General features: G+C 67.4%; 18 protein-coding genes and 3 rRNA genes. 16 read left to right on the top strand and 5 right to left on the bottom strand.

All coding sequences use genetic code 11. The annotated features are described in order from the left end of the window. Window positions 1-2: 2 nt before the first annotated feature. Window positions 3-2,378: a glycoside hydrolase family 31 protein gene (locus tag OG410_RS08290; protein WP_329298527.1), complete on the bottom strand. Its 2,376-nt coding sequence runs from the start codon at window positions 2,376-2,378 to the stop codon at window positions 3-5. A 213-nt stretch (window positions 2,379-2,591) separates the two neighbouring features. Here OG410_RS08290 and OG410_RS08285 point away from each other — a divergent pair, with 213 nt between their 5' ends. Next, window positions 2,592-4,559 carry an acetoacetate--CoA ligase gene (locus OG410_RS08285; RefSeq protein WP_329298526.1) on the top strand — a complete coding sequence of 656 codons (1,968 nt, stop codon included), beginning with the start codon at window positions 2,592-2,594 and terminating at the stop codon, window positions 4,557-4,559. Here OG410_RS08285 and OG410_RS08280 read toward each other — a convergent pair whose 3' ends face one another. Further along, on the bottom strand, window positions 4,560-5,879 hold the full coding sequence (locus OG410_RS08280; RefSeq protein ID WP_329298525.1) for an aminotransferase class I/II-fold pyridoxal phosphate-dependent enzyme: 1,320 nt from the start codon (window positions 5,877-5,879) through the stop codon (window positions 4,560-4,562). A 111-nt stretch (window positions 5,880-5,990) separates the two neighbouring features. On the opposite strand from OG410_RS08280, the gene OG410_RS08275 reads away from it, so the two are divergent. Continuing rightward, window positions 5,991-7,199 carry an MFS transporter gene (locus OG410_RS08275; protein WP_329298524.1) on the top strand — a complete coding sequence of 403 codons (1,209 nt, stop codon included), beginning with the start codon at window positions 5,991-5,993 and terminating at the stop codon, window positions 7,197-7,199. Window positions 7,200-7,224: 25 nt separating this feature from the next. After that, window positions 7,225-8,118 carry a hypothetical protein gene (locus OG410_RS08270; RefSeq protein WP_329298523.1) on the top strand — a complete coding sequence of 298 codons (894 nt, stop codon included), beginning with the start codon at window positions 7,225-7,227 and terminating at the stop codon, window positions 8,116-8,118. A 77-nt stretch (window positions 8,119-8,195) separates the two neighbouring features. Here the strand turns inward: OG410_RS08270 and ptsP are convergent, their stop codons facing one another. Together ptsP and OG410_RS08260 are read right to left on the bottom strand one after the other, a co-directional pair. Next, window positions 8,196-9,866: a phosphoenolpyruvate--protein phosphotransferase gene (gene ptsP / locus OG410_RS08265; RefSeq protein WP_329298522.1), complete on the bottom strand. Its 1,671-nt coding sequence runs from the start codon at window positions 9,864-9,866 to the stop codon at window positions 8,196-8,198. A gap of 77 nt (window positions 9,867-9,943) precedes the next feature. Beyond that, entirely contained in the window at window positions 9,944-10,393 is a 450-nt protein-coding gene (locus OG410_RS08260; RefSeq protein WP_326789018.1) for a PTS sugar transporter subunit IIA, read from the bottom strand. Window positions 10,394-11,063: 670 nt separating this feature from the next. Here OG410_RS08260 and OG410_RS08255 point away from each other — a divergent pair. The 13 genes from OG410_RS08255 to OG410_RS08195 all read left to right on the top strand — a co-directional run bounded on the left by OG410_RS08255 (window position 11,064) and on the right by OG410_RS08195 (window position 26,659). Continuing rightward, window positions 11,064-12,589: ribosomal RNA gene (locus tag OG410_RS08255) — 16S ribosomal RNA — on the top strand. A gap of 313 nt (window positions 12,590-12,902) precedes the next feature. Next, window positions 12,903-16,022, top strand: a 23S ribosomal RNA gene (locus tag OG410_RS08250). A gap of 89 nt (window positions 16,023-16,111) precedes the next feature. Further along, window positions 16,112-16,228: ribosomal RNA gene (rrf, locus tag OG410_RS08245) — 5S ribosomal RNA — on the top strand. The 16S, 23S and 5S rRNA genes sit together here, the layout of an rRNA operon. A 173-nt stretch (window positions 16,229-16,401) precedes the next feature. Further along, entirely contained in the window at window positions 16,402-17,010 is a 609-nt protein-coding gene (locus OG410_RS08240) for a CDP-alcohol phosphatidyltransferase family protein (protein ID WP_328454731.1), read from the top strand. A 115-nt stretch (window positions 17,011-17,125) separates the two neighbouring features. Then, window positions 17,126-19,621, top strand: coding sequence for a mannose-1-phosphate guanyltransferase (locus OG410_RS08235; protein WP_328666704.1), 2,496 nt, complete (start codon window positions 17,126-17,128; stop codon window positions 19,619-19,621). Between the two features lie 98 nt (window positions 19,622-19,719). After that, window positions 19,720-20,625 (top strand): DUF881 domain-containing protein, encoded by a 906-nt coding sequence (locus tag OG410_RS08230; protein WP_329298521.1) that lies wholly within the window; start codon window positions 19,720-19,722, stop codon window positions 20,623-20,625. Continuing rightward, a complete protein-coding gene (locus tag OG410_RS08225) occupies window positions 20,622-20,954 on the top strand; it encodes a small basic family protein (RefSeq protein WP_003988855.1) in 333 nt (110 codons plus the stop codon). Before OG410_RS08230 ends, OG410_RS08225 begins: the two co-directional genes overlap by 4 nt. A gap of 5 nt (window positions 20,955-20,959) precedes the next feature. After that, the gene (locus OG410_RS08220; protein WP_329298520.1) at window positions 20,960-21,814 is read left to right on the top strand and encodes a DUF881 domain-containing protein; all 855 of its coding nucleotides are present in this window, start codon (window positions 20,960-20,962) and stop codon (window positions 21,812-21,814) included. Between the two features lie 61 nt (window positions 21,815-21,875). Then, the gene (locus OG410_RS08215) at window positions 21,876-22,832 is read left to right on the top strand and encodes an FHA domain-containing protein (RefSeq protein ID WP_329298519.1); all 957 of its coding nucleotides are present in this window, start codon (window positions 21,876-21,878) and stop codon (window positions 22,830-22,832) included. Between the two features lie 42 nt (window positions 22,833-22,874). Beyond that, window positions 22,875-23,630 (top strand): transcriptional regulator FtsR, encoded by a 756-nt coding sequence (gene ftsR, locus OG410_RS08210; protein ID WP_329298518.1) that lies wholly within the window; start codon window positions 22,875-22,877, stop codon window positions 23,628-23,630. An 86-nt stretch (window positions 23,631-23,716) separates the two neighbouring features. After that, window positions 23,717-24,190: a bifunctional nuclease family protein gene (locus OG410_RS08205; protein WP_006123076.1), complete on the top strand. Its 474-nt coding sequence runs from the start codon at window positions 23,717-23,719 to the stop codon at window positions 24,188-24,190. Between the two features lie 217 nt (window positions 24,191-24,407). After that, window positions 24,408-25,082 carry a MerR family transcriptional regulator gene (locus tag OG410_RS08200; protein WP_326789025.1) on the top strand — a complete coding sequence of 225 codons (675 nt, stop codon included), beginning with the start codon at window positions 24,408-24,410 and terminating at the stop codon, window positions 25,080-25,082. A gap of 68 nt (window positions 25,083-25,150) precedes the next feature. Further along, window positions 25,151-26,659 carry a DNA polymerase IV gene (locus OG410_RS08195; protein ID WP_329298517.1) on the top strand — a complete coding sequence of 503 codons (1,509 nt, stop codon included), beginning with the start codon at window positions 25,151-25,153 and terminating at the stop codon, window positions 26,657-26,659. Here OG410_RS08195 and OG410_RS08190 read toward each other — a convergent pair. Then, window positions 26,584-26,952, bottom strand: a complete 369-nt coding sequence (locus OG410_RS08190; protein ID WP_326789027.1) for a PRC-barrel domain-containing protein — start codon at window positions 26,950-26,952, stop codon at window positions 26,584-26,586. The genes OG410_RS08195 and OG410_RS08190 overlap by 76 nt on opposite strands. Between the last annotated feature and the right edge of the window lie 25 nt (window positions 26,953-26,977).

Below are 26,977 nucleotides of genomic sequence, written 5' to 3'. Positions count from 1 at the left end.
GGTCAGGGACGGGGTCCCCCGAGTCCCCGCACCCGTACGGGGTACGCCGGCTCGCCCAGGCCTCCCGCGCCGTCGGCCCGTCGCACCACCACCTCGTCCTCCTGCCAGCTGGACACATGGCGCTGGGCCTCCGGTTCCTCCCACCCGTCGCCCGAGTCCGGCACGAGCAGACCGCTTCCGCCGCTTCCCCGCGGGGGCGCCCACGCCTCCAGCTCCAGACCGCCGTCGGCACCGCGTACGGGCAGGACGGCACCGGCCCGCGCGAGCACCGGAATCCGCGACAAGGGGGCGTCGACCACCACCTGCTGGGGTCCCTCGTACGCCTCCTCGGTGACCGTGTCGTACCAGCGCCCGCGCGGCAGCTGCACCGTCCGCCGGACCGCACCCGGGGCCAGCACCGGAGCCACCAGGAGGCTGTCGCCGAGCAGGAAGGCGTCCTCGCAGTCGCGCAGCGCCCGGTCCTCGGGACTGCCCCACCACAACGGCCGGACGTAGGGAGCGCCCGTGCGGCGCGCCATGTGCGCCAGCGTCATGAAGTACGGGAGCAGCCGCCGCCGTTCGACGAGCGCCACGCGCGCGTGCTCCAGCACCTCGTCACCGAACTCCCAGGGCTCCCTGCGCCCGGCCCGCAGGCTCGCGTGCGTGCGGAACAGCGGGAGGTACGACCCGAGCTGGAACCACCGCAGGTAGAGCTCGGGCGACGGGCTGCCGTCGAAGCCGCCCACATCGGGGCCCGAGTAGGGCACCCCGCACAGCCCGAGCCCCAGCACCAGGGACAACGACGCCCGCAGCCCCGGCCAGCCCGTGGCCACGTCCCCGGACCACGTTCCCGCGTAGCGCTGCAGTCCGGCCCAGCCGGAACGCGAGAACAGGAACGGTCGCTCCTGGGGCGCGAGTTCACGCAGGCCCTCGTAGGCGGCCCGGGCCATGCCCAGCGCGTACACGTTGTGCGCCTCACGGTGGTCACCCCCGCGGCCCTCCAGGGCGTGCCGCGCCGAACGCGGCAGCGTCGGCTCCCCGAACGCCGTGAACGACGTCGGCTCGTTCATGTCGTGCCAGAACCCCGCGAACCCCTGGGCGAGCCGCTCCTCGTAGAGACCGCCCCACCACGCGCGCGCCCGCGCGTCCGTGAAGTCCGGGAAGACGGCCTCCCCGGGCCATACGACGCCCCGCACGAGCCGCCCCGAGGCGTCCCGGACAAAGGCGTCCTCGGCGAGGCCGCTGTCGTACACGGCGTTGCCCGGCTCCGCCTTGACGGCCGGGTCGATGACGGACACCAGCCGGATCCCGTCGCGCCGCAGCTCCTCGGCGAGCACGGGAAGCTTCGGGAACCTGTCGCGATCGACGGTGAACACCTGGTGGGCGTCGTAGTGGTCGATGTCCAGGTGTACGGCGTCCAGCGGCAGGTCCCGCTCCTGGTAGCCCGCGACGATCCTCCGCACCTCCTGCTCGCTGCCGAAGCCCCACCGAGCGTGCTGGTGCCCGAGGGCCCACGCGGGCGGCAGAGCCGCGGCACCGGTCAGCGACGCCCAGGAGTGCAGCACGCGCGCGGGAGTCCCCACCATCATCCAGCAGCGCAGCGGTCCGCCGTCCATGCGCAGCTCGCACGATCCGGCCCGGTCGTGCCCCGAACCGGCGCCTTCCTTGCCCTCGCGCAGGATCACCGTGCCGTCCCAGGACGTGTCGTGGAACACGAGATGCGTGCCCGCGTCTGCCACGACCATCTGCACAGGCATCGTGAGGTACAGCGGATCGTCGCCCGGCCCGAAGGCCTGTCCCGGATCCGTGTTCCACAACCGGTACGTCCCCCCGCGCAGCCGGAGCCCCGCGGCCCGGCCGCCCAGACCGAAGAACCGTGCGTCGGCCGCCACTTCGGAACGCTGCATCCAGCGGGCGGTGCCGCCGTCGACGGGTTCCCACCACCGGGGCGGCAGATCCCGGCGCAGGACCACACCACCGGGCGTGAGGACCTGGACCGCGCCGTGCCGTGAGACCGCCACCGTGACCCGCTCGGCCACGACGCGCCAGCCGCCGTCCTTGTCCGGCTCCAGAACGGCCCGCGGGTCGGGTTCGGGGGAGCGGCCCGCGAGGGCGTACGACGGCTCCGGCGCGACCGCGTCCCAGCCCCAGAAGACCGCCCCGCCCATCGTGACGGTGATCCGCAGTTCCGAGCGGGTGAAGCGGACGACTCCGCCACCGGGGCCCGGCTCCACACCGAGCACCGGCCCCGGTACCCGTGCCCGCTCGGCCCCCCGCTGCGGCAGCCCGGCGGCGTCGGCACGCTTCCTGCGCCACGCGGCTCGTACTGTGAGCAACCCCTGAGTGGTACCCCCCGAGCCGACCGCTTTCACCGAACGCACCAGGTCACGACCGTCCATGCTGCTCACCCTGCCACTACCGTCGCCCGTTGAGTGAGCCGTTCAACTGCCGTTCACCTGTTGTCACGCCACATCTTCATGTCGCCGACTATGTGCGGTGTGCCCTGGTAAAGAAGTCGATCACATGGCATCGTCCGTGTCAGCCGCGTGACGCGCACACCCCCGCTCGTGCGCGACCGACGCACACGACGCGTACAGCCCGGGAGCCGCCCCATGTCCACCACGAACCCCTCACCGCTCTGGCAGCCCTCCGCCGAGGGCATCGCCCAGGCGCAGGTCACGAAGTTCCAGGCCTGGGCGGCCGAACGGCACGGAGCGCCGGCCGACGGAGGCTACGCGGCCCTGCACCGCTGGTCGGTCGACGAGCTGGACACGTTCTGGAAGGCCGTCACCGAGTGGTTCGACGTCCGGTTTTCAACCCCCTACGCGCGCGTGCTCGGCGACCGCGCCATGCCCGGTGCCGAGTGGTTCCCCGGAGGGACCCTCAACTACGCGGAGCACGCGCTGCGCGCCGCGGAGATCCGCGCGGACGAACCAGCCCTCCTGTATGTCGACGAGACCCACGAGTCCGTCCCCGTGACGTGGTCCGACCTGCGCCGCCAGGTCGGCTCCCTGGCCGCCGAACTGCGCGCCCTCGGTGTACGCCCGGGAGACCGGGTCAGCGGTTACCTCCCCAACATCCCCGAGGCCGTGGTCGCCCTCCTGGCCACGGCCGCCGTGGGCGGGGTCTGGACCTCCTGTGCCCCCGACTTCGGCGCCCGCAGCGTCCTCGACCGCTTCCAGCAGGTCGAACCCGTGGTCCTGTTCGCCGTCGACGGCTACCGCTACGGCGGCAAGGAGCACGACCGCCGCGACACGGTCGCCGAGCTGCGCCGTGAACTGCCCACCCTGAACGCCGTCGTACACATCCCGCTCCTGGGCACGCAGGCGCCCGAGGACGCCCTCGAGTGGTCGGCGCTGACCTCCGCCGACGTGGAGCCCGTCTTCGAGCAGGTCCCCTTCGACCACCCCTTGTGGGTGCTCTACTCCTCCGGTACGACGGGCCTGCCCAAGGCGATCGTGCAGTCCCAGGGCGGCATCCTCGTCGAACACCTCAAGCAGCTCGGCCTGCACTGCGACCTGGGTCCCGAGGACCGCTTCTTCTGGTACACCTCCACCGGCTGGATGATGTGGAACTTCCTCGTCTCCGGCCTGCTCACGGGCACCACGATCGTGCTGTACGACGGCAGCCCCGGCTATCCGGACACGGGCGCCCAGTGGCGTATCGCCGAACGCACGGGAGCGACCCTCTTCGGCACGTCCGCCGCGTACGTGATGGCCTGCCGCAAGGCGGAGGTCCACCCCTCGCGCGACTTCGACCTCGCCCGTGTGCGGTGCGTCGCCACCACCGGCTCGCCGCTGCCGCCGGACGGATTCCGCTGGCTGCACGACGAGGTCCGCGAGGACCTGTGGATCGCCTCCGTCAGCGGCGGCACCGATGTGTGCTCCTGCTTCGCCGGAGCGGTACCGACGCTCCCGGTGTACATCGGCGAACTCCAGGCCGCCGGCCTCGGCACCGACCTCCAGTCCTGGGACCCCAGTGGAAAGCCCCTCACCGACGAGGTCGGCGAACTGGTCGTCACCAACCCGATGCCGTCGATGCCCATCCGCTTCTGGAACGACCCCGACGGCAGCCGCTACCACGACAGCTACTTCGACACGTACCCCGGAGTGTGGCGCCACGGCGACTGGATCACCGTCACCTCACGAGGTTCGGTCGTCATCCACGGCCGCTCCGATTCCACGCTCAACCGCCAGGGCGTGCGCATGGGCTCGGCCGACATCTACGAGGCCGTCGAGCGTCTTCCCGAGATCAAGGAGTCGCTGGTCATCGGTGTCGAACAGCCCGACGGCGGCTACTGGATGCCGCTGTTCGTCCATCTCGCACCCGGAGCCGTGCTGGACGAGGACCTCCTGAACCGCATCAAGGGCACCATCCGTGAACAGCTCTCCCCGCGTCACGTTCCCGACGAGGTCATCGAAGTACCCGGAGTGCCGCACACCCTGACCGGCAAGCGCATCGAGGTCCCGGTCAAGCGCCTCCTCCAGGGCGCGTCCATGGAGAAGGCCGTCAACGTCGGCTCCGTGGACAACGTCGAACTTCTGCGCTTCTACGAGAAGCTGGCCCGCGAGCGCGGCTGATCAGCCTCCGTAGGTGGCCTCCGACTCGCCGAGCACGGCGGCGAAGTCGGAGGCCAGCCGCACGGCGTCGGCGGCTGAGAGTTCCGCCACCGAGATGCGTACACCGGGCGCGGCCGAGGTCCTGAAACGCGCGCCCGCCGCGACCCACCATCCGTACGAGCGCAGCCCGTTCACCACCGCCGACTCGTCCCGCACGGGCACCCAGACGTTCAGCCCGCTCACGCCGTGGGCCTGTGTGCCGCGATCCGCGAACTCACGGAGCAGCGCGTTCCGGCGCAGCGTGTACGTCTCCCGGGCACGCCCCACCAGCGCGCGCGTGCTCTCGTCCGTCATCAGTCCGAGCACCGTCTCCTGCAACAGGTGACTGACCCAGCCCGACGTCAGCAGCATGCGTCCGTCGTGCCGGGCCAGTGTCGTCGGGTCACATGCCGCGGCCGCCCACCGTAGGTCGGTTCCCAGGAACTTGCTCACCGTGCGTACATGGACCCAGCGGTTCAGACCGCCCGCGGTCAGTGTGCGCAGCGGTACGCCGGCGAGGGACGACGCGTGATCGTTCTCCACGACCAGCACATCGGGCACCTTCCGGAGCACGTCGACGAGCGCGTCCCGCCGTCCCGCCGAGAAGCTGCCGCCGCAGGGATTCTGCGCCCGCGGACTGCACACCACCGCGCGCACACCCGTCCGCAGAGCCGTCCGCAGGGCATCCGGTCGGATGCCCTGGCCGTCCACCGCGACCGGAACCGTGCGCAGTCCCAGCGCCGTGACCAGGTCCAGCAGATGGTGATAGCCGGGGTCCTCCATCGCGACCGCGTCCCCCGGACGCAGCTCCACCGACAGCAACCGCCCGATCAGGTCGAGCGCGCCATGAGCGAACGTCACATGCTCCGACGGCACCCCATCGGGCCCCAGCCAGTCGCGTACGGCCTCCTCCAGTCGCGCCAGACGCGGCGTGCCGCGATGCGAGCGGGCACCCGGGGAGAGCCGCGACGGCGGCACCAGGACGGGGAGCAGCGCGGGATCCGGATGCCCGCCCGCAAGGTCGCGCAGTCCGTCCGGCACGCGTGGTGGGCGCCGAGACGCCACGGCGGGCGCGGCGGCGACCACGGTCCCACCACGTCCGCGGGTCACCACGATCGCCCGTTGCCGCAGTTCCTTGTACGCCGTCGCGACCGTCCCGGGACTGACGCCGAGCCGTTCGGCCAGGCCGCGCACCGGGGGCAGCGCCGTGCCCGGCTCCAGGGCGCCTTCGGTCACGCCCCGTTCCACGGACGCGGCAATTCCCTTGGCCGTCGTACCACTGATCGAATATTGTGTTGCCACGTTACTAAGTATGTATCAATACATACTGGGGAGCAAGGGGGAGTCGTGAGCCCGATGCGCCGCGCGGCCGCATGGCCGACACGCATTCCAGGAGGCCTCGACGGCCGAAGAATGCTCTGGATCGCCCTGGTCGACCGCATCGGCAGCGGCCTGTGGGCATCCGTCTCCGTCCTGTACTTCACCTACGTCGCCGGTCTCTCGGTCGCACAGATCGGCACCCTCGCGGCCGCGGCAGGAGCGGTCGGAATCGCCGGCGCGCCCCTGGGCGGGCGCCTCGCCGACCGACTGCCCCTGACCCACGTGCTGATCGCGCTCCAACTCCTGCGCGCCCTCGCCTCCTTCGCACTGCTCACCACGGACGACTACACCCTCCTGCTGGCGTACTCCGCCGCGGGCAGCTTCGGTGACCGGGCGGCCAACGTCCTCACCAAGCTGTACGCCACCCGCGTCTCGGGCCCCGACCGCGTCCGCTACCAAGCCCTCAACCGCACCGTCGCCAACGCCGGTTGGGCCATCGGAGGCCTCGCCGCGGCGGGAGCCCTCACCATCGGCACCGCCGCCGCGTACCAGTGGCTGCTCGCCGGCGACGCCGTCTCCTTCGTGGCCGTCGCCCTTGCGACAGCCCGCTGCGGCGAACCGCCCTCGGCCACCCGCACGATCGCCACATCGAAGGACCCGGCTCCCGCGACCCGACCCGCCGGCCCGTGGCGCGACCGCACCTACCTCGCCTACGTCGCCACGGAGGCCGTCCTCTTCCTCGACGACGCCGTGTTCAAAGTCGGGCTGCCGCTGTGCGTCGCCCACTCCGAACAGGCTCCTCACGGCCTCGCACCCCTGCTGATGGTCCTGAACAACGTGATGGTCGTGACCCTCCAGGTCCCCCTGGCCCGGCTCGGCGCCACCACTGCCGCGGCCCGTGCCCTACTCGTCCCGCTCTCCGTGTTCTCCGCCCTCGGAGGCGTCGTCCTGGCGCTCTCCGCAACAGGCGGAACCGTGGCCGTGACCCTCTTCCTCACCGCGGCGGCCGTCACCTTCACGGTGACGGAGATGCTCCATGCCACCGTCTCGTGGGAACTCTCCGTGGCCCTCGCCCCGGACACCGCACAGGGCAGCTACCTCGGCGTCCACGGACTCGCGCAAGCCGTACAGCGCAGCGTCGGGCCACTCGCTGTCACAGCAGCCATCGCGGCCGGCCCCCTCGGCTGGACTCTCTTCGGCGCGACCATAGCCACGACCTGCATGTTCCAGCACCGCCTGGTGCGCGACCGGCTCACCCGCCCCGCATTGTCAGTGCCGCCAGTTACTGTGAGTGAGCATTGATCGACTGCGCACAGGGGGAAATTCAATGGCGCACACCCAGCACCACACCATGCGACGCGTCCTGCGCCGCGAAATCGCGGGCACCATCGGCCTGCTGACCGACGAACAGGACTTCCGGGCGATGCGGCGCTATCGCACCTTCGCCTTCGACGACCACACGACCTATCTCCAGCAGGTCGAAGCCCTGCTCAAGACGCTCGCCGCCCAGGGCAGCCACACCACAGTGGCACTCTTCGATCCCGAGGAATACGCCGAATTCTGCGCCGAAAGCGGCCTGGAACCCGACACCCCGGTCAGCCGAACCCGCTTCACCGCCCAACTGGCGGCGACCGGCCCCACCATCCCCTACGACGGCCAGCCCCTCGACGAACTGGTCCCGGACCTCGTCGACGAAGCGGTCCGACGGGCCACCTGGGAGTACGCCACCACGCTCCTGGCCCGCATCGGCACCTGCGCGACCTGCGGCGAGGACATCGGCCGAGCCTCCTTCATCCGCGCTGCCCACCTCCTCACCCGGGTCGTGGACACCGCAGGACCAGGAGAACTCCACCTCGTGTGCAGCGTCACCTCCGCCCCCGACACGCTCGTCGCCGTACTCCGGACGGAGGGACGCATCGAGGGCACGACATGCCTCGACGAATCCGAAGCCCTCGAATTCACCACCGTCCTGGCCCTCGGTATCGCCACCCGGAGCGCCTGCGGACTCGTCATGCGCACCACCGCACCCGACACCACCGACCGCGTCTACGGATGGCGCCTGCGCGGCGAAGACCTGGAGCCCCTCACCGCGGGCGAGGTGTTCGACGCCTACTGCACCGACCTCGATTCCGGGGATCTGGTCTCCCCGGAATCGGGCGTCGACTATTGCGTACCGCCCGACCTCGGAGACGAGGGAAACGGGACGGGCCACACGCACTGAGCACGAAAGGGGCGCCCCATCCGCAGATGGAGCGCCCCTCCGTACCGAAACCGCTGTCGCCCGAAGGCGCCGTCCGGCTACTCGCCCGACAGCACCGCCTGCGCCGCGGTGCGCGCCTCGTCCGCCGTGTCCGCGGCACGCGCGGCCGAGGCCGCCCGCTCGCACTGGGCCAGCGTGTACTTCGCCAGTGTCGCCCGCACATAGGGAATCGACGCGGCACCCATCGACAGGGAGGTGACGCCCAGACCGGTCAGCACACACGCCAGCAGCGGGTCCGACGCGGCCTCACCGCAGACACCACAGCTCTTGCCCTCGGCCTTCGCCGCCTCGGCGGACAGCGCGACCAGGTCGAGCAGCGCCGGCTGCCACGGGTCCTGGAGACGGGACACCGCGCCCACCTGCCGGTCGGCGGCGAACGTGTACTGCGCGAGGTCGTTGGTTCCCAGAGACAGGAACTCGACCTCCTGGAGAATCGACCGCGCCCGCAGCGCGGCCGACGGGATCTCCACCATCGCGCCGAACTTCGCCCGCAGCCCGGCCGCACGGCACGCGTCCGCGAACGCCTTGGCGTCCGTACGGTCCGCGACCATCGGAGCCATCACCTCGAGATAGACCGGCAGCCCCTCCGAGGCCTTCGCGAGAGCGGTGAGCTGCGTACGCAGCACATCGGGGTGGTCGAGCAGCGAACGCAGGCCCCGCACGCCGAGCGCGGGATTCGGCTCGTCGGCCGGCGTCAGGAAGTCCAGCGGCTTGTCCGCGCCCGCGTCCAGCACCCGCACCACGACACGGCCCTCGGGGAAGGCCTCGAGCACCTGGCGGTACGACTCGACCTGCTTCTCCTCGGACGGCGCCGTCTTGCTGTCGTCGAGGAACAGGAATTCGGTACGGAACAGACCGACGCCCTCGGCACCGGCCTCCACGGCCGCCGGCACGTCCGCCGGGCCGCCGACGTTGGCCAGCAGCGGCACCTTGTGCCCGTCGGAGGTCGCGCCGGGGCCCGTCGAGGCGGAGAGTGCCGCCTTGCGCCGCGCCGCCGCGGCCTCCAACTCCGCCTTCTTCTCCGCACTCGGCTCCACGAAGATCTCACCCGTGCTGCCGTCGACGGCGATCACCGTGCCCTCGGCGAGCTCGCCCGCGCCCGGGAGCGCCACGACGGCCGGCACGCCCAGCGCACGCGCCAGGATCGCGCTGTGGCTGGTCGGCCCGCCCTCCTCGGTGACGAAGCCGAGGACCAGGGTCGGGTCCAGCAGTGCCGTGTCGGCGGGCGCGAGGTCACGCGCGATAAGAACGTAGGGCTCGTCGCTGTCCGGGACGCCCGGCATGGGCACACCGAGCAGCCGAGCGACGATACGGTTCCGCACGTCGTCGAGGTCGGCGACGCGTCCGGCGAGGTACTCACCGGCGCCGGCCAGCAGCGCCCGGTAGGCGGCGAGCGCGTCGTAGACCGCACGCTCGGCCGTGCTGCCGACGGCGATCCGCCGGTTCACGTCAGCCGTCAGTTCCGGGTCCTGGGCCATCATGGCCTGGGCTTCGAGCACCGCCTGGGCCTCGCCCCCCGCCAGATTGCCGCGCGCAATCAGGTCGGCCGCCACGTCCTCCACAGCCTTGCGGGCGCGTGCCTGTTCGCGGGCAGCGTCCTCCGGGGGGATCTGCTTGGCAGGCGGTTCGAGAACCGCCGTTCCCATGTGCCGAACCTCGCCGATGGCCACACCGTGGCTCACGCCGACGCCTCGCAGCGTTGTCTCCATCTCACCCGTCTCCGAATAGTGCGGCGTGTACCGCCGCCGTGATGGTTGTCGAAGCGCCGTCCAGGACAGCGTCGATGTCACTGCCAGCCGAAGAGCGCGTCGCCGGCCTTCACATCGCCGTCCTCACGGACGTCCGAGAGGGAGTCCGCCGTGGCTTCGAGGGCCACGACCGGACACACCGGGGACTTGCCGGCCTCCTCGACGGCGGCGGGGTTCCACCGCACGACACTCTGGCCGCGCGTCACGGTGTCCCCCTTGTTGACGAGCAGCTCGAAGCCCTCGCCGTTGAGCTGCACGGTGTCGATACCCAGGTGTGTGAGCACGCCGTGGCCTTCACCGTCGACGACGACGAACGCGTGCGGGTGAAGAGAGACGATCACTCCGTCCACGGGTGCGACAGCCTCCGAGGGCTCACGCACGGGGTCGATCGCCGTGCCGGGGCCGACCATCGCTCCGGAGAAGACGGGATCCGGTACCGCGGCGAGTCCGATGGCGCGTCCTGCAAGAGGGGACGTCACGGTGGTCATGGGAAGCCTCCGAGGGGTGGAGATCTATACGGGCCGTCACTGCCTGTCCCGGACAGCGCACTGTTGAGCAGGGTATGTCATATGAAGTGCCGGTTCCGCGCGAGAGATCCCGGTTGGCGCCGTAGAGGACAGGGCAAACGATTTGCGCCTGCTCCCGCACCCCATGTAGAGTCGTACTCCTGCTTGAGGCTGAGCGGCGTGACCAAGGCGTCGTTGCCCGGCAGCACCCAACTTGTCAGATCCTATCTCGGGGTCCTGTTCCGCATGTCTGCGGGACGGTGGTCAGCGAGAGGGAAAAGGACTGATAGAGTTTGGACTCGCCGGAAAGGGAAACGCGAAAGCGGAAACCTGGAAAGCGCCGAGGAAATCGGATACGGAAACGGTCTGATAGAGTCGGAAACGCAAGACCGAAGGGAAGCGCCCGGAGGAAAGCCCGAGAGGGTGAGTACAAAGGAAGCGTCCGTTCCTTGAGAACTCAACAGCGTGCCAAAAATCAACGCCAGATTTGTTGATACCCCGTCTCCGGCCGTTCGGTCGGGACGAGGTTCCTTTGAAAAAGTCCTGTCGGGCATTGTTCCGGCAGGCGCATCAGCGAGGACGCTGTGAACGCCGGTCCTATTCCGACCGGTTGTTCCGCTCTCGTGATGTTCCACCGGATTACCGGTAAACATTCACGGAGAGTTTGATCCTGGCTCAGGACGAACGCTGGCGGCGTGCTTAACACATGCAAGTCGAACGATGAAGCCCTTCGGGGTGGATTAGTGGCGAACGGGTGAGTAACACGTGGGCAATCTGCCCTTCACTCTGGGACAAGCCCTGGAAACGGGGTCTAATACCGGATAACACTCCTGCCTGCATGGGTGGGGGTTAAAAGCTCCGGCGGTGAAGGATGAGCCCGCGGCCTATCAGCTTGTTGGTGAGGTAGTGGCTCACCAAGGCGACGACGGGTAGCCGGCCTGAGAGGGCGACCGGCCACACTGGGACTGAGACACGGCCCAGACTCCTACGGGAGGCAGCAGTGGGGAATATTGCACAATGGGCGAAAGCCTGATGCAGCGACGCCGCGTGAGGGATGACGGCCTTCGGGTTGTAAACCTCTTTCAGCAGGGAAGAAGCGAAAGTGACGGTACCTGCAGAAGAAGCGCCGGCTAACTACGTGCCAGCAGCCGCGGTAATACGTAGGGCGCAAGCGTTGTCCGGAATTATTGGGCGTAAAGAGCTCGTAGGCGGCTTGTCACGTCGGGTGTGAAAGCCCGGGGCTTAACCCCGGGTCTGCATTCGATACGGGCTAGCTAGAGTGTGGTAGGGGAGATCGGAATTCCTGGTGTAGCGGTGAAATGCGCAGATATCAGGAGGAACACCGGTGGCGAAGGCGGATCTCTGGGCCATTACTGACGCTGAGGAGCGAAAGCGTGGGGAGCGAACAGGATTAGATACCCTGGTAGTCCACGCCGTAAACGGTGGGAACTAGGTGTTGGCGACATTCCACGTCGTCGGTGCCGCAGCTAACGCATTAAGTTCCCCGCCTGGGGAGTACGGCCGCAAGGCTAAAACTCAAAGGAATTGACGGGGGCCCGCACAAGCAGCGGAGCATGTGGCTTAATTCGACGCAACGCGAAGAACCTTACCAAGGCTTGACATACACCGGAAAGCATTAGAGATAGTGCCCCCCTTGTGGTCGGTGTACAGGTGGTGCATGGCTGTCGTCAGCTCGTGTCGTGAGATGTTGGGTTAAGTCCCGCAACGAGCGCAACCCTTGTTCTGTGTTGCCAGCATGCCCTTCGGGGTGATGGGGACTCACAGGAGACTGCCGGGGTCAACTCGGAGGAAGGTGGGGACGACGTCAAGTCATCATGCCCCTTATGTCTTGGGCTGCACACGTGCTACAATGGCAGGTACAAAGAGCTGCGAAGCCGTGAGGCGGAGCGAATCTCAAAAAGCCTGTCTCAGTTCGGATTGGGGTCTGCAACTCGACCCCATGAAGTCGGAGTTGCTAGTAATCGCAGATCAGCATTGCTGCGGTGAATACGTTCCCGGGCCTTGTACACACCGCCCGTCACGTCACGAAAGTCGGTAACACCCGAAGCCGGTGGCCCAACCCCTTGTGGGAGGGAGCTGTCGAAGGTGGGACTGGCGATTGGGACGAAGTCGTAACAAGGTAGCCGTACCGGAAGGTGCGGCTGGATCACCTCCTTTCTAAGGAGCATCTAGGCCGCCGGGCTTGCCCGGTGGTCCAGGGCCATTACGTCGGCAGATGTCCGACGGTGGTTGCTCATGGGTGGAACGTTGATTATTCGGCACTCTCAGTCATCTCGGGCTGCAAGTACTGCTCTTCGGAGCGTGGAAAGCTGATCATGAGTGGCGAGGGTGCCGGGCACGCTGTTGGGTGTCTGAAGGTACGGCCGAAAAGGCTGCCTTCAGTGTCGGCCCCGGTGAAGCACCGCGTAAGTGGTGTGTGACGGGTGGTTGGTCGTTGTTTGAGAACTGCACAGTGGACGCGAGCATCTGTGGCCAAGTTTTTAAGGGCGCACGGTGGATGCCTTGGCACCAGGAACCGATGAAGGACGTGGGAGGCCACGATAGTCCCCGGGGAGCCGTCAACCAGGCTTTGATCCGGGGGTTTCCGAATGGGGAAACCCGGCAGTCGTCATGGGCTGTCACCCATACCTGAACACATAGGGTATGTGGAGGGAACGCGGGGAAGTGAAACATCTCAGTACCCGCAGGAAGAGAAAACAACCGTGATTCCGGGAGTAGTGGCGAGCGAAACCGGATGAGGCCAAACCTCAAGCGTGTGAGACCCGGCAGGGGTTGCGCTTGGGGGGTTGTGGGATCTCTCTTTCACAGTCTGCCGGCTGTGAGACGAGTCAGAAACCGTTGATGTAGGCGAAGGACATGCGAAAGGTCCGGCGTAGAGGGTAAGACCCCCGTAGTCGAAACATCAACGGCTCGTTTGAGAGACACCCAAGTAGCACGGGGCCCGAGAAATCCCGTGTGAATCTGGCGGGACCACCCGCTAAGCCTAAATATTCCCTGGTGACCGATAGCGGATAGTACCGTGAGGGAATGGTGAAAAGTACCGCGGGAGCGGAGTGAAATAGTACCTGAAACCGTGTGCCTACAAGCCGTGGGAGCGTCGGGCAAGCACTTGTGCTTGCCTCGTGACTGCGTGCCTTTTGAAGAATGAGCCTGCGAGTTTGCGGTGCGTTGCGAGGTTAACCCGTGTGGGGAAGCCGTAGCGAAAGCGAGTCCGAATAGGGCGATTCAGTAGCGCGCTCAAGACCCGAAGCGGAGTGATCTAGCCATGGGCAGGTTGAAGCGGCTGTAAGAGGTCGTGGAGGACCGAACCCACCAGGGTTGAAAACCTGGGGGATGACCTGTGGTTAGGGGTGAAAGGCCAATCAAACTCCGTGATAGCTGGTTCTCCCCGAAATGCATTTAGGTGCAGCGTCGTGTGTTTCTTGCCGGAGGTAGAGCACTGGATAGGCGATGGGCCCTACCGGGTTACTGACCTTAGCCAAACTCCGAATGCCGGTAAGTGAGAGCGCGGCAGTGAGACTGTGGGGGATAAGCTCCATGGTCGAGAGGGAAACAGCCCAGAGCATCGACTAAGGCCCCTAAGCGTACGCTAAGTGGGAAAGGATGTGGAGTCGCACAGACAACCAGGAGGTTGGCTTAGAAGCAGCCACCCTTGAAAGAGTGCGTAATAGCTCACTGGTCTAGTGATTCCGCGCCGACAATGTAGCGGGGCTCAAGCGTACCGCCGAAGTCGTGTCATTGCAGCAATAGGGCCAACGCCCGCTGTGATGGGTAGGGGAGCGTCGTGTGCCGGGTGAAGCCGCGCCGGAAGGCAGTGGTGGACGGTTCACGAGTGAGAATGCAGGCATGAGTAGCGATACACACGTGAGAAACGTGTGCGCCGATTGACTAAGGGTTCCTGGGTCAAGCTGATCTGCCCAGGGTAAGTCGGGACCTAAGGCGAGGCCGACAGGCGTAGTCGATGGATAACCGGTTGATATTCCGGTACCCGCTGTGAAGCGTCAAACATCGAACCAGGCGATGCTAAGTCCGTGAAGCCGCCCCGGAGCCTTCGGGCAAAGGGGAGTGGTGGAGCCGACGGACCAGACCTGTAGTAGGTGAGTGATGGGGTGACGCAGGAAGGTAGTCCATCCCGGGCGGTGGTTGTCCCGGGGTAAGGGTGTAGGCCGTGTGATAGGCAAATCCGTCACACATCAAGGCTGAGACCTGATGCCGAGCCGATTGTGGTGAAGTGGATGATCCTATGCTGTCGAGAAAAGCCTCTAGCGAGTTTCATGGCGGCCCGTACCCTAAACCGACTCAGGTGGTCAGGTAGAGAATACCGAGGCGTTCGGGTGAACTATGGTTAAGGAACTCGGCAAAATGCCCCCGTAACTTCGGGAGAAGGGGGCCATCACTGGTGATCCGATTTACTCGGTGAGCTGGGGGTGGCCGCAGAGACCAGCGAGAAGCGACTGTTTACTAAAAACACAGGTCCGTGCGAAGCCGTAAGGCGATGTATACGGACTGACGCCTGCCCGGTGCTGGAACGTTAAGGGGACCGGTTAGTCACTCTTCGGGGTGGCGAAGCTGAGAACTTAAGCGCCAGTAAACGGCGGTGGTAACTATAACCATCCTAAGGTAGCGAAATTCCTTGTCGGGTAAGTTCCGACCTGCACGAATGGCGTAACGACTTCTCGACTGTCTCAACCATAGGCCCGGTGAAATTGCACTACGAGTAAAGATGCTCGTTTCGCGCAGCAGGACGGAAAGACCCCGGGACCTTTACTACAGTTTGATATTGGTGTTCGGTTCGGCTTGTGTAGGATAGCTGGGAGACTGTGAAGCTTGGACGCCAGTTCAGGTGGAGTCGTCGTTGAAATACCAGTCTGGTCGTGCTGGATGTCTAACCTGGGTCCGTGATCCGGATCAGGGACAGTGTCTGATGGGTAGTTTAACTGGGGCGGTTGCCTCCTAAAGAGTAACGGAGGCGCCCAAAGGTTCCCTCAGCCTGGTTGGCAATCAGGTGTTGAGTGTAAGTGCACAAGGGAGCTTGACTGTGAGACCGACGGGTCGAGCAGGGACGAAAGTCGGGACTAGTGATCCGGCGGTGGCTTGTGGAAGCGCCGTCGCTCAACGGATAAAAGGTACCCCGGGGATAACAGGCTGATCTTCCCCAAGAGTCCATATCGACGGGATGGTTTGGCACCTCGATGTCGGCTCGTCGCATCCTGGGGCTGGAGTCGGTCCCAAGGGTTGGGCTGTTCGCCCATTAAAGCGGTACGCGAGCTGGGTTTAGAACGTCGTGAGACAGTTCGGTCCCTATCCGCTGTGCGCGTAGGAATATTGAGAAGGGCTGTCCCTAGTACGAGAGGACCGGGACGGACGAACCTCTGGTGTGCCAGTTGTCCTGCCAAGGGCATGGCTGGTTGGCTACGTTCGGGAGGGATAACCGCTGAAAGCATCTAAGCGGGAAGCCTGCTTCGAGATGAGTATTCCCACCCCCTCGAGGGGTTAAGGCTCCCAGTAGACGACTGGGTTGATAGGCCAGATCTGGAAGCCCGGCAACGGGTGGAGGTGACTGGTACTAATAGGCCGAGGGCTTGTCCTCAGTTGCTCGCGTCCACTGTGTTGGTTCTGAAACCACGAACAACCCCACGTTTGTCACAGAGCGTGGTCCGGTTGACAGTTTCATAGTGTTTCGGTGGTCATAGCGTGAGGGAAACGCCCGGTTACATTCCGAACCCGGAAGCTAAGCCTCACAGCGCCGATGGTACTGCAGGGGGGACCCTGTGGGAGAGTAGGACGCCGCCGAACTAAAATTAGAGCTCCGGCTCTCGGGAATTTTCCCGAGAGCCGGAGCTTTTTTGTTTTCCGGCAGTATTCCCCGATGACGTCCCCGCGCTTGCCTCCCCCTCTGCGCTGTGGCGCCGGAGCTGCGGGTAAGGTCAGGGGGCATCGTTGGCTCGTTTCCCACAGGAGGCCCCCGGGTGGAGGTCCAGGAGACCCGCGTTCAGACGAACCGGGTCCTCACCATCCCGAACATCCTCAGCATGGCGCGCCTCGCCGGCGTGCCCCTCTTCCTGTGGTTGATCCTCAGGCCGGAGTTCGGTGGTCCCAACAGCGACGGTTGGGCGCTGCTCGTCCTCATGCTGAGCGGTATCAGCGACTATCTGGACGGCAAGCTCGCCCGGCGCTGGAACCAGATCAGCAGCCTCGGCCGGCTGCTGGATCCCGCGGCGGACCGGCTCTACATTCTGTCGACGCTTGTCGGACTCACCTGGCGCGAGATTCTTCCGATCTGGCTCACGGCCGCTCTTCTCGCACGCGAGCTGGTTCTGCTGGTGATGGTGTGGATCCTCCGGCGCCACGGCTATCCGCCCCCGCAGGTGAACTTCCTCGGGAAGGCGGCCACCTTCAACCTGATGTACGCCTTCCCGTTGCTGCTGCTCAGTGATGCCAGCGGCTGGATCGCGACACTCGGCGCTATTTTCGGATGGGCGTTCGCCGGATGGGGTACAACCCTCTATTGGTGGGCAGGAGTCCTCTACGTGGTACAGGTCCGCCGGTTGATCCGAGCGGACGCCATGGCCGATTGAGCTTGGCCCGATTGGGCGGCAGTAGTGCCCGATGGCCCCCGCTCGAAATCTGCGGGACAATCAGGACGGGTGAAGTCGGCTGTACCGTCGTCTCTTCAAGGAGGACGCTTCCGACATGAAGGCCGTCGTGATGGCCGGAGGCGAAGGCACACGCCTTCGCCCGATGACCTCAAGCATGCCCAAGCCGCTCCTGCCCGTGGCGAACCGCCCGATCATGGAGCACGTGCTCAGGCTGCTCAAAAGGCATGGGCTCAACGAAACCGTCGTCACTGTCCAGTTCCTGGCCTCAATGGTCAAGAACTACTTCGGCGACGGCGAAGAGCTCGGCATGGAGCTCACCTATGCCAATGAGGAGAAGCCACTCGGTACTGCCGGCAGCGTCAAGAACGCCGAAGAGGCGTTGAAGGACGACGCCTTCCTCGTCATCTCCGGTGACGCCCTTACCGACTTCGATCTCACCGAACTCATCAACTTCCACAAGGAAAAGGGCGCCCTCGTCACCGTCTGTCTGACGCGCGTTCCCAATCCGCTGGAATTCGGCATCACCATCGTGGACGAGGAAGGCAAGGTCGAGCGCTTCCTGGAGAAGCCGACCTGGGGCCAGGTCTTCTCGGACACCGTGAACACGGGCATCTACGTCATGGAGCCCGAGGTCTTCGACTACGTCGAGGCCGATGTCTCCGTCGACTGGTCCGGTGACGTCTTCCCCCAGCTGATGAAGGAAGGCAAGCCCGTCTACGGCTATATCGCCGAGGGCTACTGGGAGGACGTCGGCACCCACGAGAGCTATGTGAAGGCCCAGGCCGACGTCCTGGAGGGCAAGGTCGACGTCGAACTCGACGGGTTCGAGATCTCCCCGGGCGTCTGGGTGGCCGAGGGTGCGGAGGTGCACCCCGACGCGGTGCTGCGCGGGCCGCTCTACATCGGTGACTACGCCAAGGTCGAGGCCGACGCCGAGATCCGTGAGCACACCGTCGTCGGCTCCAACGTCGTCGTCAAGACCGGCGCGTTCCTGCACCGGGCCGTCGTGCACGACAACGTGTACATCGGGCAGCACAGCAATCTGCGCGGCTGTGTGGTCGGAAAGAACACCGACATCATGCGGGCCGCCCGCATCGAGGACGGCGCCGTGATCGGCGACGAGTGCCTCGTCGGTGAAGAATCGATCATTCAGGGCAACGTCCGCGTCTATCCGTTCAAGACCATCGAGGCCGGCGCGTTCGTCAACACCTCGGTGATCTGGGAGTCGCGGGGCCAGGCCCACCTCTTCGGCGCTCGTGGCGTCTCCGGGATCCTGAACGTCGAGATCACCCCGGAGCTGGCCGTGCGTCTGGCGGGTGCCTACGCGACGACCCTCAAGAAGGGCTCCACCGTCACCACGGCCCGCGACCACTCCCGAGGCGCTCGCGCGCTGAAGCGGGCGGTGATCTCCGCGTTGCAGGCCAGCGCCATCGACGTACGCGACCTGGAGAACGTACCGCTGCCCGTGGCCCGGCAGCAGACGGCCCGGGGCAGTGCCGGCGGAATCATGATCCGGACGACGCCAGGAGTGCCGGACTCCGTCGACATCATGTTCTTCGACGGGCAGGGTGCCGATCTGTCGCAGGGCGGTCAGCGGAAGCTGGACCGGGTGTTCGCGCGGCAGGAGTACCGGCGCGCCTTCCCCGGCGAGATCGGGGACCTGCACTTCCCCGCGAGCGTCTTCGACTCCTACACGGGATCGCTGCTGCGCAACGTCGACACCACCGGGATCGCGGATTCCGGGCTGAAAGTGGTCGTCGACGCCTCCAACGGCAGTGCCGGACTGGTGCTGCCCAGCCTGCTGGGCAAGCTCGGTGTGGACTCCCTGGTGATCAATCCCGGTCTCGACGAGTCGAGGCCGACCGAGACGGTGGAGACGCGGCGGGCCGGCCTGGTGCGGCTGGGCGAGATCGTCGCCTCCGCGCGGGCCGCGTTCGGTGTGCGCTTCGACCCGGTGGGCGAGCGGCTTTCGCTCGTCGACGAGAAGGGGCGGATCGTCGAGGACGACCGGGCTCTGCTCGTGATGCTCGACCTGGTGGCCGCCGAGCGGCGCAGCGGACGGGTGGCGCTGCCCGTCACGACCACACGGATCGCCGAGCAGGTGGCGGCGTACCACGGCACGCAGGTGGAGTGGACGACCACGTCGCCGGACGACCTGACCCGGGTCGGCCGCGAGGAGTCGACGATCTTCGGCGGCGACGCGCGCGGCGGGTTCATCATTCCCGAGTTCAGCGGCGTCTTCGACGGCGCGGCCGCCTTCGTACGGCTCATCGGTCTGGTCGCGCGGACTCAGCTCACGCTCAGCCAGATCGACGCCCGGATTCCGCGGGCGCATGTCCTCAAGCGGGATCTCGCGACTCCGTGGGCCGTGAAGGGGCTCGTGATGCGCCGGGTCGTGGAGGAGGCGGGAGACCGCTTCGTGGACACGACGGACGGTGTCCGTGTCGTGGAGACGGACGGGCGCTGGGTGATGGTGCTGCCGGACCCCGCCGAGGCCGTCACCCATCTGTGGGCGGAGGGGCCGGACGACGCCTCCGCGGAGGCTCTGCTCGACGAGTGGGCGGCCGTCGTGGACAGCGCCGGCCGCTGAAACGATCTTCACCCGTACGTGTCGGACAAGTGCCCTCAAGGGGGCCTGTCCGGCACGTTGGTGGGGCCATTCGGAGGTAGTACCCGCGACGTGCGACGATGTGCGGCATGCCGCAGCAGCCCCCCGTTCGGAGCAGCGCTCCGCGCCCCTCGCGCCCGGACGCCTCCATGTCGCTGCTCACCAACGTCATGGACCACAGCCTCGACGAGGGCTACGCCGAAGCGGCGGCCCGCAGGGAGGCCGAGGGCGCCGGTGGCCTGCCGAAGACGGTCAGGGCCAAGCTGGCTCTGGCGGCCGGTCTGGTGCTCGCCGCGCTCGTGGTCACCGTCGGGGCGGCGAACGCCCGGCTCGCGGCTCCCGTCGTCGCCAAGGAGCGCCAGGAGCTCATCGACCGCATCGAGCGCGAGACGACGGCCGCGGACAAGCTGGAGAGCGGCGTCGACACCCTGCGCGCCGATGTGAGCGCCCGCCAGCGTGCGGCGCTGAAGAAGGACGGCGGTGAGCAGGCCGATCTCGTGAGCGTCCTGTCCGGCGCCACCGATGTGCACGGACCGGGTGTGAAGCTCGTCGTCAACGACGCCAAGGAAGCCAGCACGGGCGGTGACGGCACCAACCCGCGGGAGACCTCGGGATTCTCCGACACCGGACGGGTGCGGGACCGTGACATGCAGCGCGTGGTCAACGGCCTGTGGGAGTCGGGTGCCGAGGCCATCTCCGTCAATGGACAGCGGCTGACCGCTCTGTCGGCCATCAGGGCCGCGGGTGACGCGATACTGGTCGACAACAAGCCGCTGGTGCCGCCGTACACGGTGCTCGCGGTGGGGGACGGCCAGCGGCTCAGCACCAGGTTCCAGAACAGCGCCGACGGGCTGTATCTGCATGCCCTGCAGGAGAACTACGGCATCAGGACCGGTATCTCCGTCGAGGGGGACGTCCGGTTGTCCGCCGCACCGAGTGTGATCGTACGTACAGCAGAGCCGAGAACAGAGAAGGGCACACCGTGATCGCCGTACTGGGCCTCGTCGTGGGAGTCGTGGCTGGACTGTTGGTCCGGCCCGAGGTTCCGGCGGTCGTCGAGCCTTACCTTCCGATCGCCGTCGTGGCGGCGCTCGACGCCGTGTTCGGCGGTCTGCGCGCGATGCTCGACGGCATCTTCGACGACAAGGTCTTCGTGGTCTCGTTCCTGTCGAACGTGGTCGTCGCCGCGCTGATCGTTTTCCTGGGTGACAAGTTGGGTGTGGGCGCCCAGCTTTCCACGGGTGTCGTGGTCGTCCTCGGCATCCGGATCTTCTCCAACGCCGCGGCCATCCGCCGGCACGTGTTCCGGGCGTGAGGCCGATGAGCAACGAGAACGAAGCCGAGACCCCCGAGACCCCCGAGAACCCCCTGCGCAGGGAGTTGCCGGAAGAGGTCCCCCCGGCCGTGGAGGAGTCCGAGCCGCAGGTGGCCGAGGAGAGTGGCGTGCCGCCGCTGTCCGGCCGTCAGAGGCTGGTCAAGGGGCTGTGGCCGCCGCGGGTGTCGCGTGCCCAACTCATCGTCGCCGTGCTGCTGTTCGGCCTCGGGTTCGGCCTGGCCGTCCAGGTGGCGTCCAACAGCGACGGCGACAGCGCGCTGCGCGGCGCGCGTCAGGAAGATCTCGTGCGCATTCTCGATGAACTCGACAGCCGGACTCAGCGTCTTGAGGACGAGAAGCAGGGTCTCGAGGATCAGCGCACCGAGCTGGAGAACAGCTCGGACCAGGCCGAGGAGGCCCGCAAGCAGACGGTCGAGAAGGAGAAGCAACTCGGCATTCTGGCGGGCACCGTGGCCGCTCAGGGGCCCGGCATCACTCTGACCATCGACGACGCGAAGGGGACGGTCAAGGCGGACATGCTGCTCGACGCCGTCCAGGAGCTGCGTGCCGCCGGTGCGGAGGCGATCCAGGTGAACGGCGTGCGTGTGGTCGCCGGTACCTATCTGTCCGACTCCGGAAGCGGAGTGAAGGTCGACGGGAACAAGATCACCCAGCCCTATCGTTTCAAGGTCATCGGCAAGCCGCAGGACCTGGAGCCGGCGCTGAACATTCCGGGAGGCGTGGTGCAGACACTGGAGAAGGAGCAGGCCACCGTCACGGTGGACCGTTCCACGAAGATCATCGTAGATGCCTTGCGACCGGCCGAGCGCCCTGACTACGCTCGGTCGTCCTCCCGGTGAACGGCGGTCGGATGGGGGCCGTCGGGCGCGGGCAGGAGGTTGCGGGGGGTCGGCGCACCGAATGGGTGGTGCGTGGTGGAAACTGTCTGGTGGATACGGACGTTGTGAGGATGTCCGGGTCGACCGGTGTGTTCAATCAGGGTTCGTCCTGCCCCACGGGCGGGTCTGTTTCGGTCAAGGGGAATCGCCCGTGAAGTTGTTTGCGAAGTTGTTCGGCAAGAGCACGCGAGAGGACAGTGGCGACAGCGCGTCCGCCCGTCACCGCGCACCGCGCCAGGGAGACGCGGAAGCCCAGGGCGGCGACCGCCCGCTGTTCCGGGACCAGGTCACCGGTCCCGGTGGTCAGGGCGCGTCGTCTGTTGACCCTGGCCAGCCCGGCCGCATAGGTTTCGGGGAACCGTCAGCCTCGAGCGCGGGTGGAGGGTTCGCCTCCGATCCGTATGCGTCCCATGCCCCTGGTGGGCAGCCGCGGCAGGAGGATCCGTCCATGTCGGCCCAGGTGTGTACGAGGTGCGGTAACCGGAACGCGGAGAACAGCCGGTTCTGTTCCAACTGCGGTGCGCCGCTGCGGGGTGGACCGGAGCGTCCGTCGGAGCAGACGTCCACGATCTCCATCTCCGGCATCGAGGCTTACGACGCCGAGGTGACGGGCCAGACCGCCTCGCCGATGCTCTCCCCGGAGGCTCAGGCGGCGGTCGACGCGCTGCCGGTCGGCTCGGCGCTCCTGGTGGTGCGCCGTGGTCCCAACTCGGGCAGCCGCTTCCTGCTGGACGGTGAGCTGACCACGGCGGGGCGTCATCCGCAGAGCGACATCTTCCTCGACGACGTGACGGTTTCGCGTCGTCATGTGGAGTTCCGTCGTGTCGCGGACGGCTCGTTCACGGTCGCCGACGTCGGCAGCCTGAACGGTACGTACGTCAACCGGGAGCGGATCGACCAGGTCCCTCTGTCGAACGGTGACGAGGTGCAGATCGGCAAGTACCGGCTGGTGTTCTACGCGAGCCAGCGGGGCATCTGACCCTCCCCCAATTCCGTCCGGGGGGACACCGAGGGAATGTCCATGCTTCAAACACCGAGCGGCGGTGCCGGCAGCGGTACCGCCGCCGCGGACAGTGGGCTGATGAGCATCGGCGCGGTGCTGAGCCTGCTGCGCGACGAGTTCCCCGAAGTCACCATCTCCAAGATCAGGTTCCTGGAGTCGGAGGGGCTCGTCGAGCCGCGGCGGACCCCTTCGGGGTACCGCAAGTTCAGCGCGGACGATGTCGAGCGTCTCGGCCACATCCTGAGGATGCAGCGTGACCACTACCTCCCACTGAAGGTGATCCGCGAACATCTGGACGCCCTGGCGCGCGGTGAGCAGGTGCGTCTGCCCTCCGTGGGCCGCCAGCGCGACGCGGGGGAGGGTGAACCCTCCGGAGAGCTCTACGGGGAGCCCGAGGAGCCCACGGTGGCCCGGGTGGGCCGTGAGGAGCTGCTGGCCGCCGCCGAGATCGGTGAGCAGCAGCTCCAGGAGTGGGAGTCGTACGGGCTGATCGGTCCGTTGCCCGACGGTGTCTACGACGCGGAGGCGGTGACCGTCGCCGCGCTCGTCGTCGAGCTTGGACGCTTCGGGATCGAGCCGCGCCATCTGCGGGCGATGAAGGCCGCGGCGGAGCGGGACGCGGGACTGGTGGACCAGGTGGTCGCCCCCCTGCGGCGCCATCGCAATCCGCAGACGCGGGCCCATGCGGAGGCCCGTACCAAGGAACTCGCGGGCCTCACGGTGAAGCTGCACGCGGCGCTCGTGCAGACGGCGCTGGGCGTGCGTCTGCGCTGATCCGTGCCACCGGCGCGGGCCGCGGATCGTCCACCCGTTCTGTGCCCGACTACCCAAACGTCCCGGGCACGGCCTAGGGTTGCTGTGTGAACGAGCTCGATGTCGTAGGTGTCCGGGTCGAAATGCCCTCCAACCAACCGATCGTGCTTCTGCGTGAAGTGGGAGGCGACCGCTACCTCCCCATCTGGATCGGACCGGGGGAGGCGACGGCGATCGCCTTCGCCCAGCAGGGCATGGCCCCCGCACGACCGCTGACCCACGACCTGTTCAAGGACGTGCTGGAGGCCGTCGGCCAGGAGCTCACCGAAGTACGTATCACCGACCTGCGCGAGGGCGTCTTCTACGCCGAGCTCGTCTTCGCCAGCGGGGTCGAGGTGAGTGCCCGGCCGTCCGACGCCATAGCGCTCGCGCTGCGCACCGGAACGCCCATCTACGGCAGCGACGGGGTGCTCGACGACGCGGGCATCGCGATCCCGGACGAGCAGGAGGACGAGGTGGAGAAGTTCCGCGAGTTCCTCGACCAGATCTCGCCCGAGGACTTCGGCACCAACAGCCAGTGATCCGGCCGGGCGGACGCCTCTCCGGGTGGCATTTGCCCGCGGCGAGTGTGGTGTGCCGCGGCCCGCGCCGGGAGCATTCGGCTAGCCTTTCCCCGCGGTAGGGCACGGGAAACCACTCTTAGGGTGATTATCACTCGGCGTGCCGAGTGTGGCGATCGTTGACGCGCCCCTGGTGACTGCCTACCGTCGAGAAGGCAGGTCAAGGACGGAGGTCGGCGTGAGAAGCAGCGGCGACGGTACGGCTGGGGGTGCTCCCGGACACGGTCCGGGAGAGAGCGGCCCGTACCCTCCCCCAAGCTCTCGGCTCGGCTCGAGCAGGGGGCGCCCTCAGCATGGCAGCGCGGCCGATCACGTTCCGGTGCGGCCGGCGGCAGTGTCCGACGAAGAAGGGACTGTTCCCGAGGAGGTCGGTTACCGGGGACCCACGGCGTGCGCCGCCGCGGGCATCACCTACCGGCAGCTCGACTACTGGGCGCGGACCGGACTGGTCGAGCCCAGCGTGCGTCCCGCCTACGGGTCGGGGACACAGCGCCTCTACAGTTTCCGGGACGTGGTGGTCCTCAAGATCGTCAAGCGGTTCCTGGACACCGGGGTGTCGTTGCAGAACATCCGCACCACGGTCCAGCACCTGAGGGAGCGCGGCTTCCAGGACCTGGAGCGCATGACGCTCATGAGCGACGGCGCGACGGTCTACGAGTGCACCTCCCCGGACGAGGTCCACGCCCTGCTTCAGGGCGGCCAGGGCGTCTTCGGTATCGCCGTGGGAGTGGTGTGGCGGGACGTCGAGGGCGCCCTGTCCCAGTTGCACGGAGAGCGCGTGGACACCGGCGAGACGCTTCTCGCGCACCATCCCGCCGACGAACTGGCGCGCAGGCGCAACCGCGCGGTGTGAGCCGCTCCGATGACGTGATGCCCCGGCGTGCCGGGGCATTGTCAGTGGCGTAGGGCAGCATCGGAGATGTGAGAACCGCGCCCACGATCCTGCATCTCGACATGGATGCCTTCTTCGCCTCGGCGGAGCAGGCATCCAAGCCGAGCCTGCGCGGGAAGGCCGTCGTGGTGGGCGGGCTCGGGCCCCGTGGAGTGGTCGCCACCGCCTCGTACGAGGCACGCGTCTTCGGGGTGAACTCCGCGATGCCCATGGCCCAGGCCCGCAGACGGGCACCGAACGCCGCCTATCTCGTGCCGCGCTTCGGGCTGTACCGAGAGGTCAGCGAGCAGGTGATGGGGCTGCTGCGGGGCCTGTCGCCGCTGGTGGAGCCGCTCAGCCTGGACGAGGCGTTCGTGGACCTGGAGGCGGGCGGGACGGCGTGGGACGAGGCGTCGGCGCGGCTGACCGGTGCCAGGCTGCGCGCGGACATCCGGGCCGTCACGGGGCTCACGGGGTCGGTGGGGCTCGCCGCCTCCAAGATGCTGGCGAAGATCGCCTCGGAGCAGGCCAAGCCGGACGGTCTCGTCCTGATCGAGCCGGGCACCGAGCGCGCGCTGCTGGGACCGATGCCGGTGCGGACGCTGCCGGGCGTGGGGCCGGCCACCGGCGACCATCTGCGCCGGGCGGGCATCACCACCGTCGAGGAGCTCGCCGAGGCGGGCGAGGACGAGCTCGTACGGCTGCTGGGGAAGGCCCACGGGCACGCGCTGTTCGCGATGGCGCTGGCCCACGACGAGCGGCCCGTGGTGGCCGAGCGGGAGACCAAGTCCGTGTCGGTCGAGGACACGTACGACGTGGACATCCACGACCGGGTCCGGGTGGAGCTGGAGGTGCAGCGGCTCGCGGACCGGTGCGTGCGGCGGCTGCGCCGGGCCGGACTGTCGGGCCGGACCATCGTGCTGAAGGTGCGCCGGTACGACTTCTCGACGCTGACCCGGTCCGAGACGCTGCGGGGGCCCACGGACGACCCCGGAGTCGTCAGGGAGGCCGCCGCCCGGCTGCTGGAGGGCGTGGACACGACCGGTGGCGTCCGTCTGCTGGGGGTCGGCGTCACCGGGCTCGCCGACTACACGCAGGAGGACCTGTTCGCGCAGGCGCAGGCCGCGGCCGCGGGGGAACCGGCGGCCGAGGAGCACGCGGCGGACGAACCGGCCGAGGTGGCCGTCGCGGACGGGGAGACGGCGCCGGCGGAGCGGCGGTGGCCCTCCGGACACGATGTGCGGCATGCCGAGTTCGGGCACGGCTGGGTGCAGGGGAGCGGGCTGGGACGGGTCACGGTGCGGTTCGAGACGCCGTACTCCGGGCCCGGCCGGGTGCGGACCTTCCGGACGGACGATGCGCAGCTGGAACCGGCCGACCCGCTGCCCCTGGTGGAGCGAAGACCCGAGGACGCCGACGGGCTGCCGGCCGGCCCCGGGCCGTCGGTGTCAGCGGTCGGGACGCACGGTCCCGGCCCTGGGGATCAGGTGTCCTCCGAGCCCGCGAGCCGGCCGAAGTCCCGGTCCGGCGGCGGAGGGGACGCCACGTCGAGTCCGTAGTGGTGGTAGAGCTGGAGCTCCTGTTCGGGGGAGAGGTGCCGCCCGACGCCGAAGTCGGGGGCGTCCTTGATCAGGGCCCGGTCGAAGGGGATGCGCAGGGTCCCCTCGATGATCTCGCTGGGCTCCAGGGGCACGAAGGCGTCCCTGCTGAACAGCCCGGTGCGTATGGCCGCCCACTCCGGGACACCGGTCGCGTCGTCGAGGTAGACCTCGTCGATCGTGCCGATCTTGGTGCCGTTGCTGTCGAACGCCTTGCGGCCGATCAGGTTGCGCGGATCGATGTCGGTCTGCACGGTCCCTCCAGTGGTCGCAAACTCA

Origin of the sequence: Streptomyces sp. NBC_00659 (genome assembly GCF_036226925.1) — a bacterium.
GTDB lineage: Bacteria > Actinomycetota > Actinomycetes > Streptomycetales > Streptomycetaceae > Streptomyces.
Note: the sequence above shows the minus strand (reverse complement) of the source record. Positions and strands in the feature narration are given on the sequence as shown.

Coding starts and splice junctions, on each gene's coding strand:
- OG410_RS08290 (WP_329298527.1), bottom strand. CDS start 2,378: ATGGACGGTCGTGACCTGGTGCGTTCGGTGAAAGCGGTCGGCTCGGGG.
- OG410_RS08285 (WP_329298526.1), top strand. CDS start 2,592: ATGTCCACCACGAACCCCTCACCGCTCTGGCAGCCCTCCGCCGAGGGC.
- OG410_RS08275 (WP_329298524.1), top strand. CDS start 5,991: ATGCTCTGGATCGCCCTGGTCGACCGCATCGGCAGCGGCCTGTGGGCA.
- OG410_RS08270 (WP_329298523.1), top strand. CDS start 7,225: ATGGCGCACACCCAGCACCACACCATGCGACGCGTCCTGCGCCGCGAA.
- ptsP (WP_329298522.1), bottom strand. CDS start 9,866: ATGGAGACAACGCTGCGAGGCGTCGGCGTGAGCCACGGTGTGGCCATC.
- OG410_RS08260 (WP_326789018.1), bottom strand. CDS start 10,393: ATGACCACCGTGACGTCCCCTCTTGCAGGACGCGCCATCGGACTCGCC.
- OG410_RS08235 (WP_328666704.1), top strand. CDS start 17,126: ATGAAGGCCGTCGTGATGGCCGGAGGCGAAGGCACACGCCTTCGCCCG.
- OG410_RS08230 (WP_329298521.1), top strand. CDS start 19,720: ATGTGCGGCATGCCGCAGCAGCCCCCCGTTCGGAGCAGCGCTCCGCGC.
- OG410_RS08220 (WP_329298520.1), top strand. CDS start 20,960: ATGAGCAACGAGAACGAAGCCGAGACCCCCGAGACCCCCGAGAACCCC.
- OG410_RS08215 (WP_329298519.1), top strand. CDS start 21,876: ATGGGTGGTGCGTGGTGGAAACTGTCTGGTGGATACGGACGTTGTGAG.
- ftsR (WP_329298518.1), top strand. CDS start 22,875: ATGCTTCAAACACCGAGCGGCGGTGCCGGCAGCGGTACCGCCGCCGCG.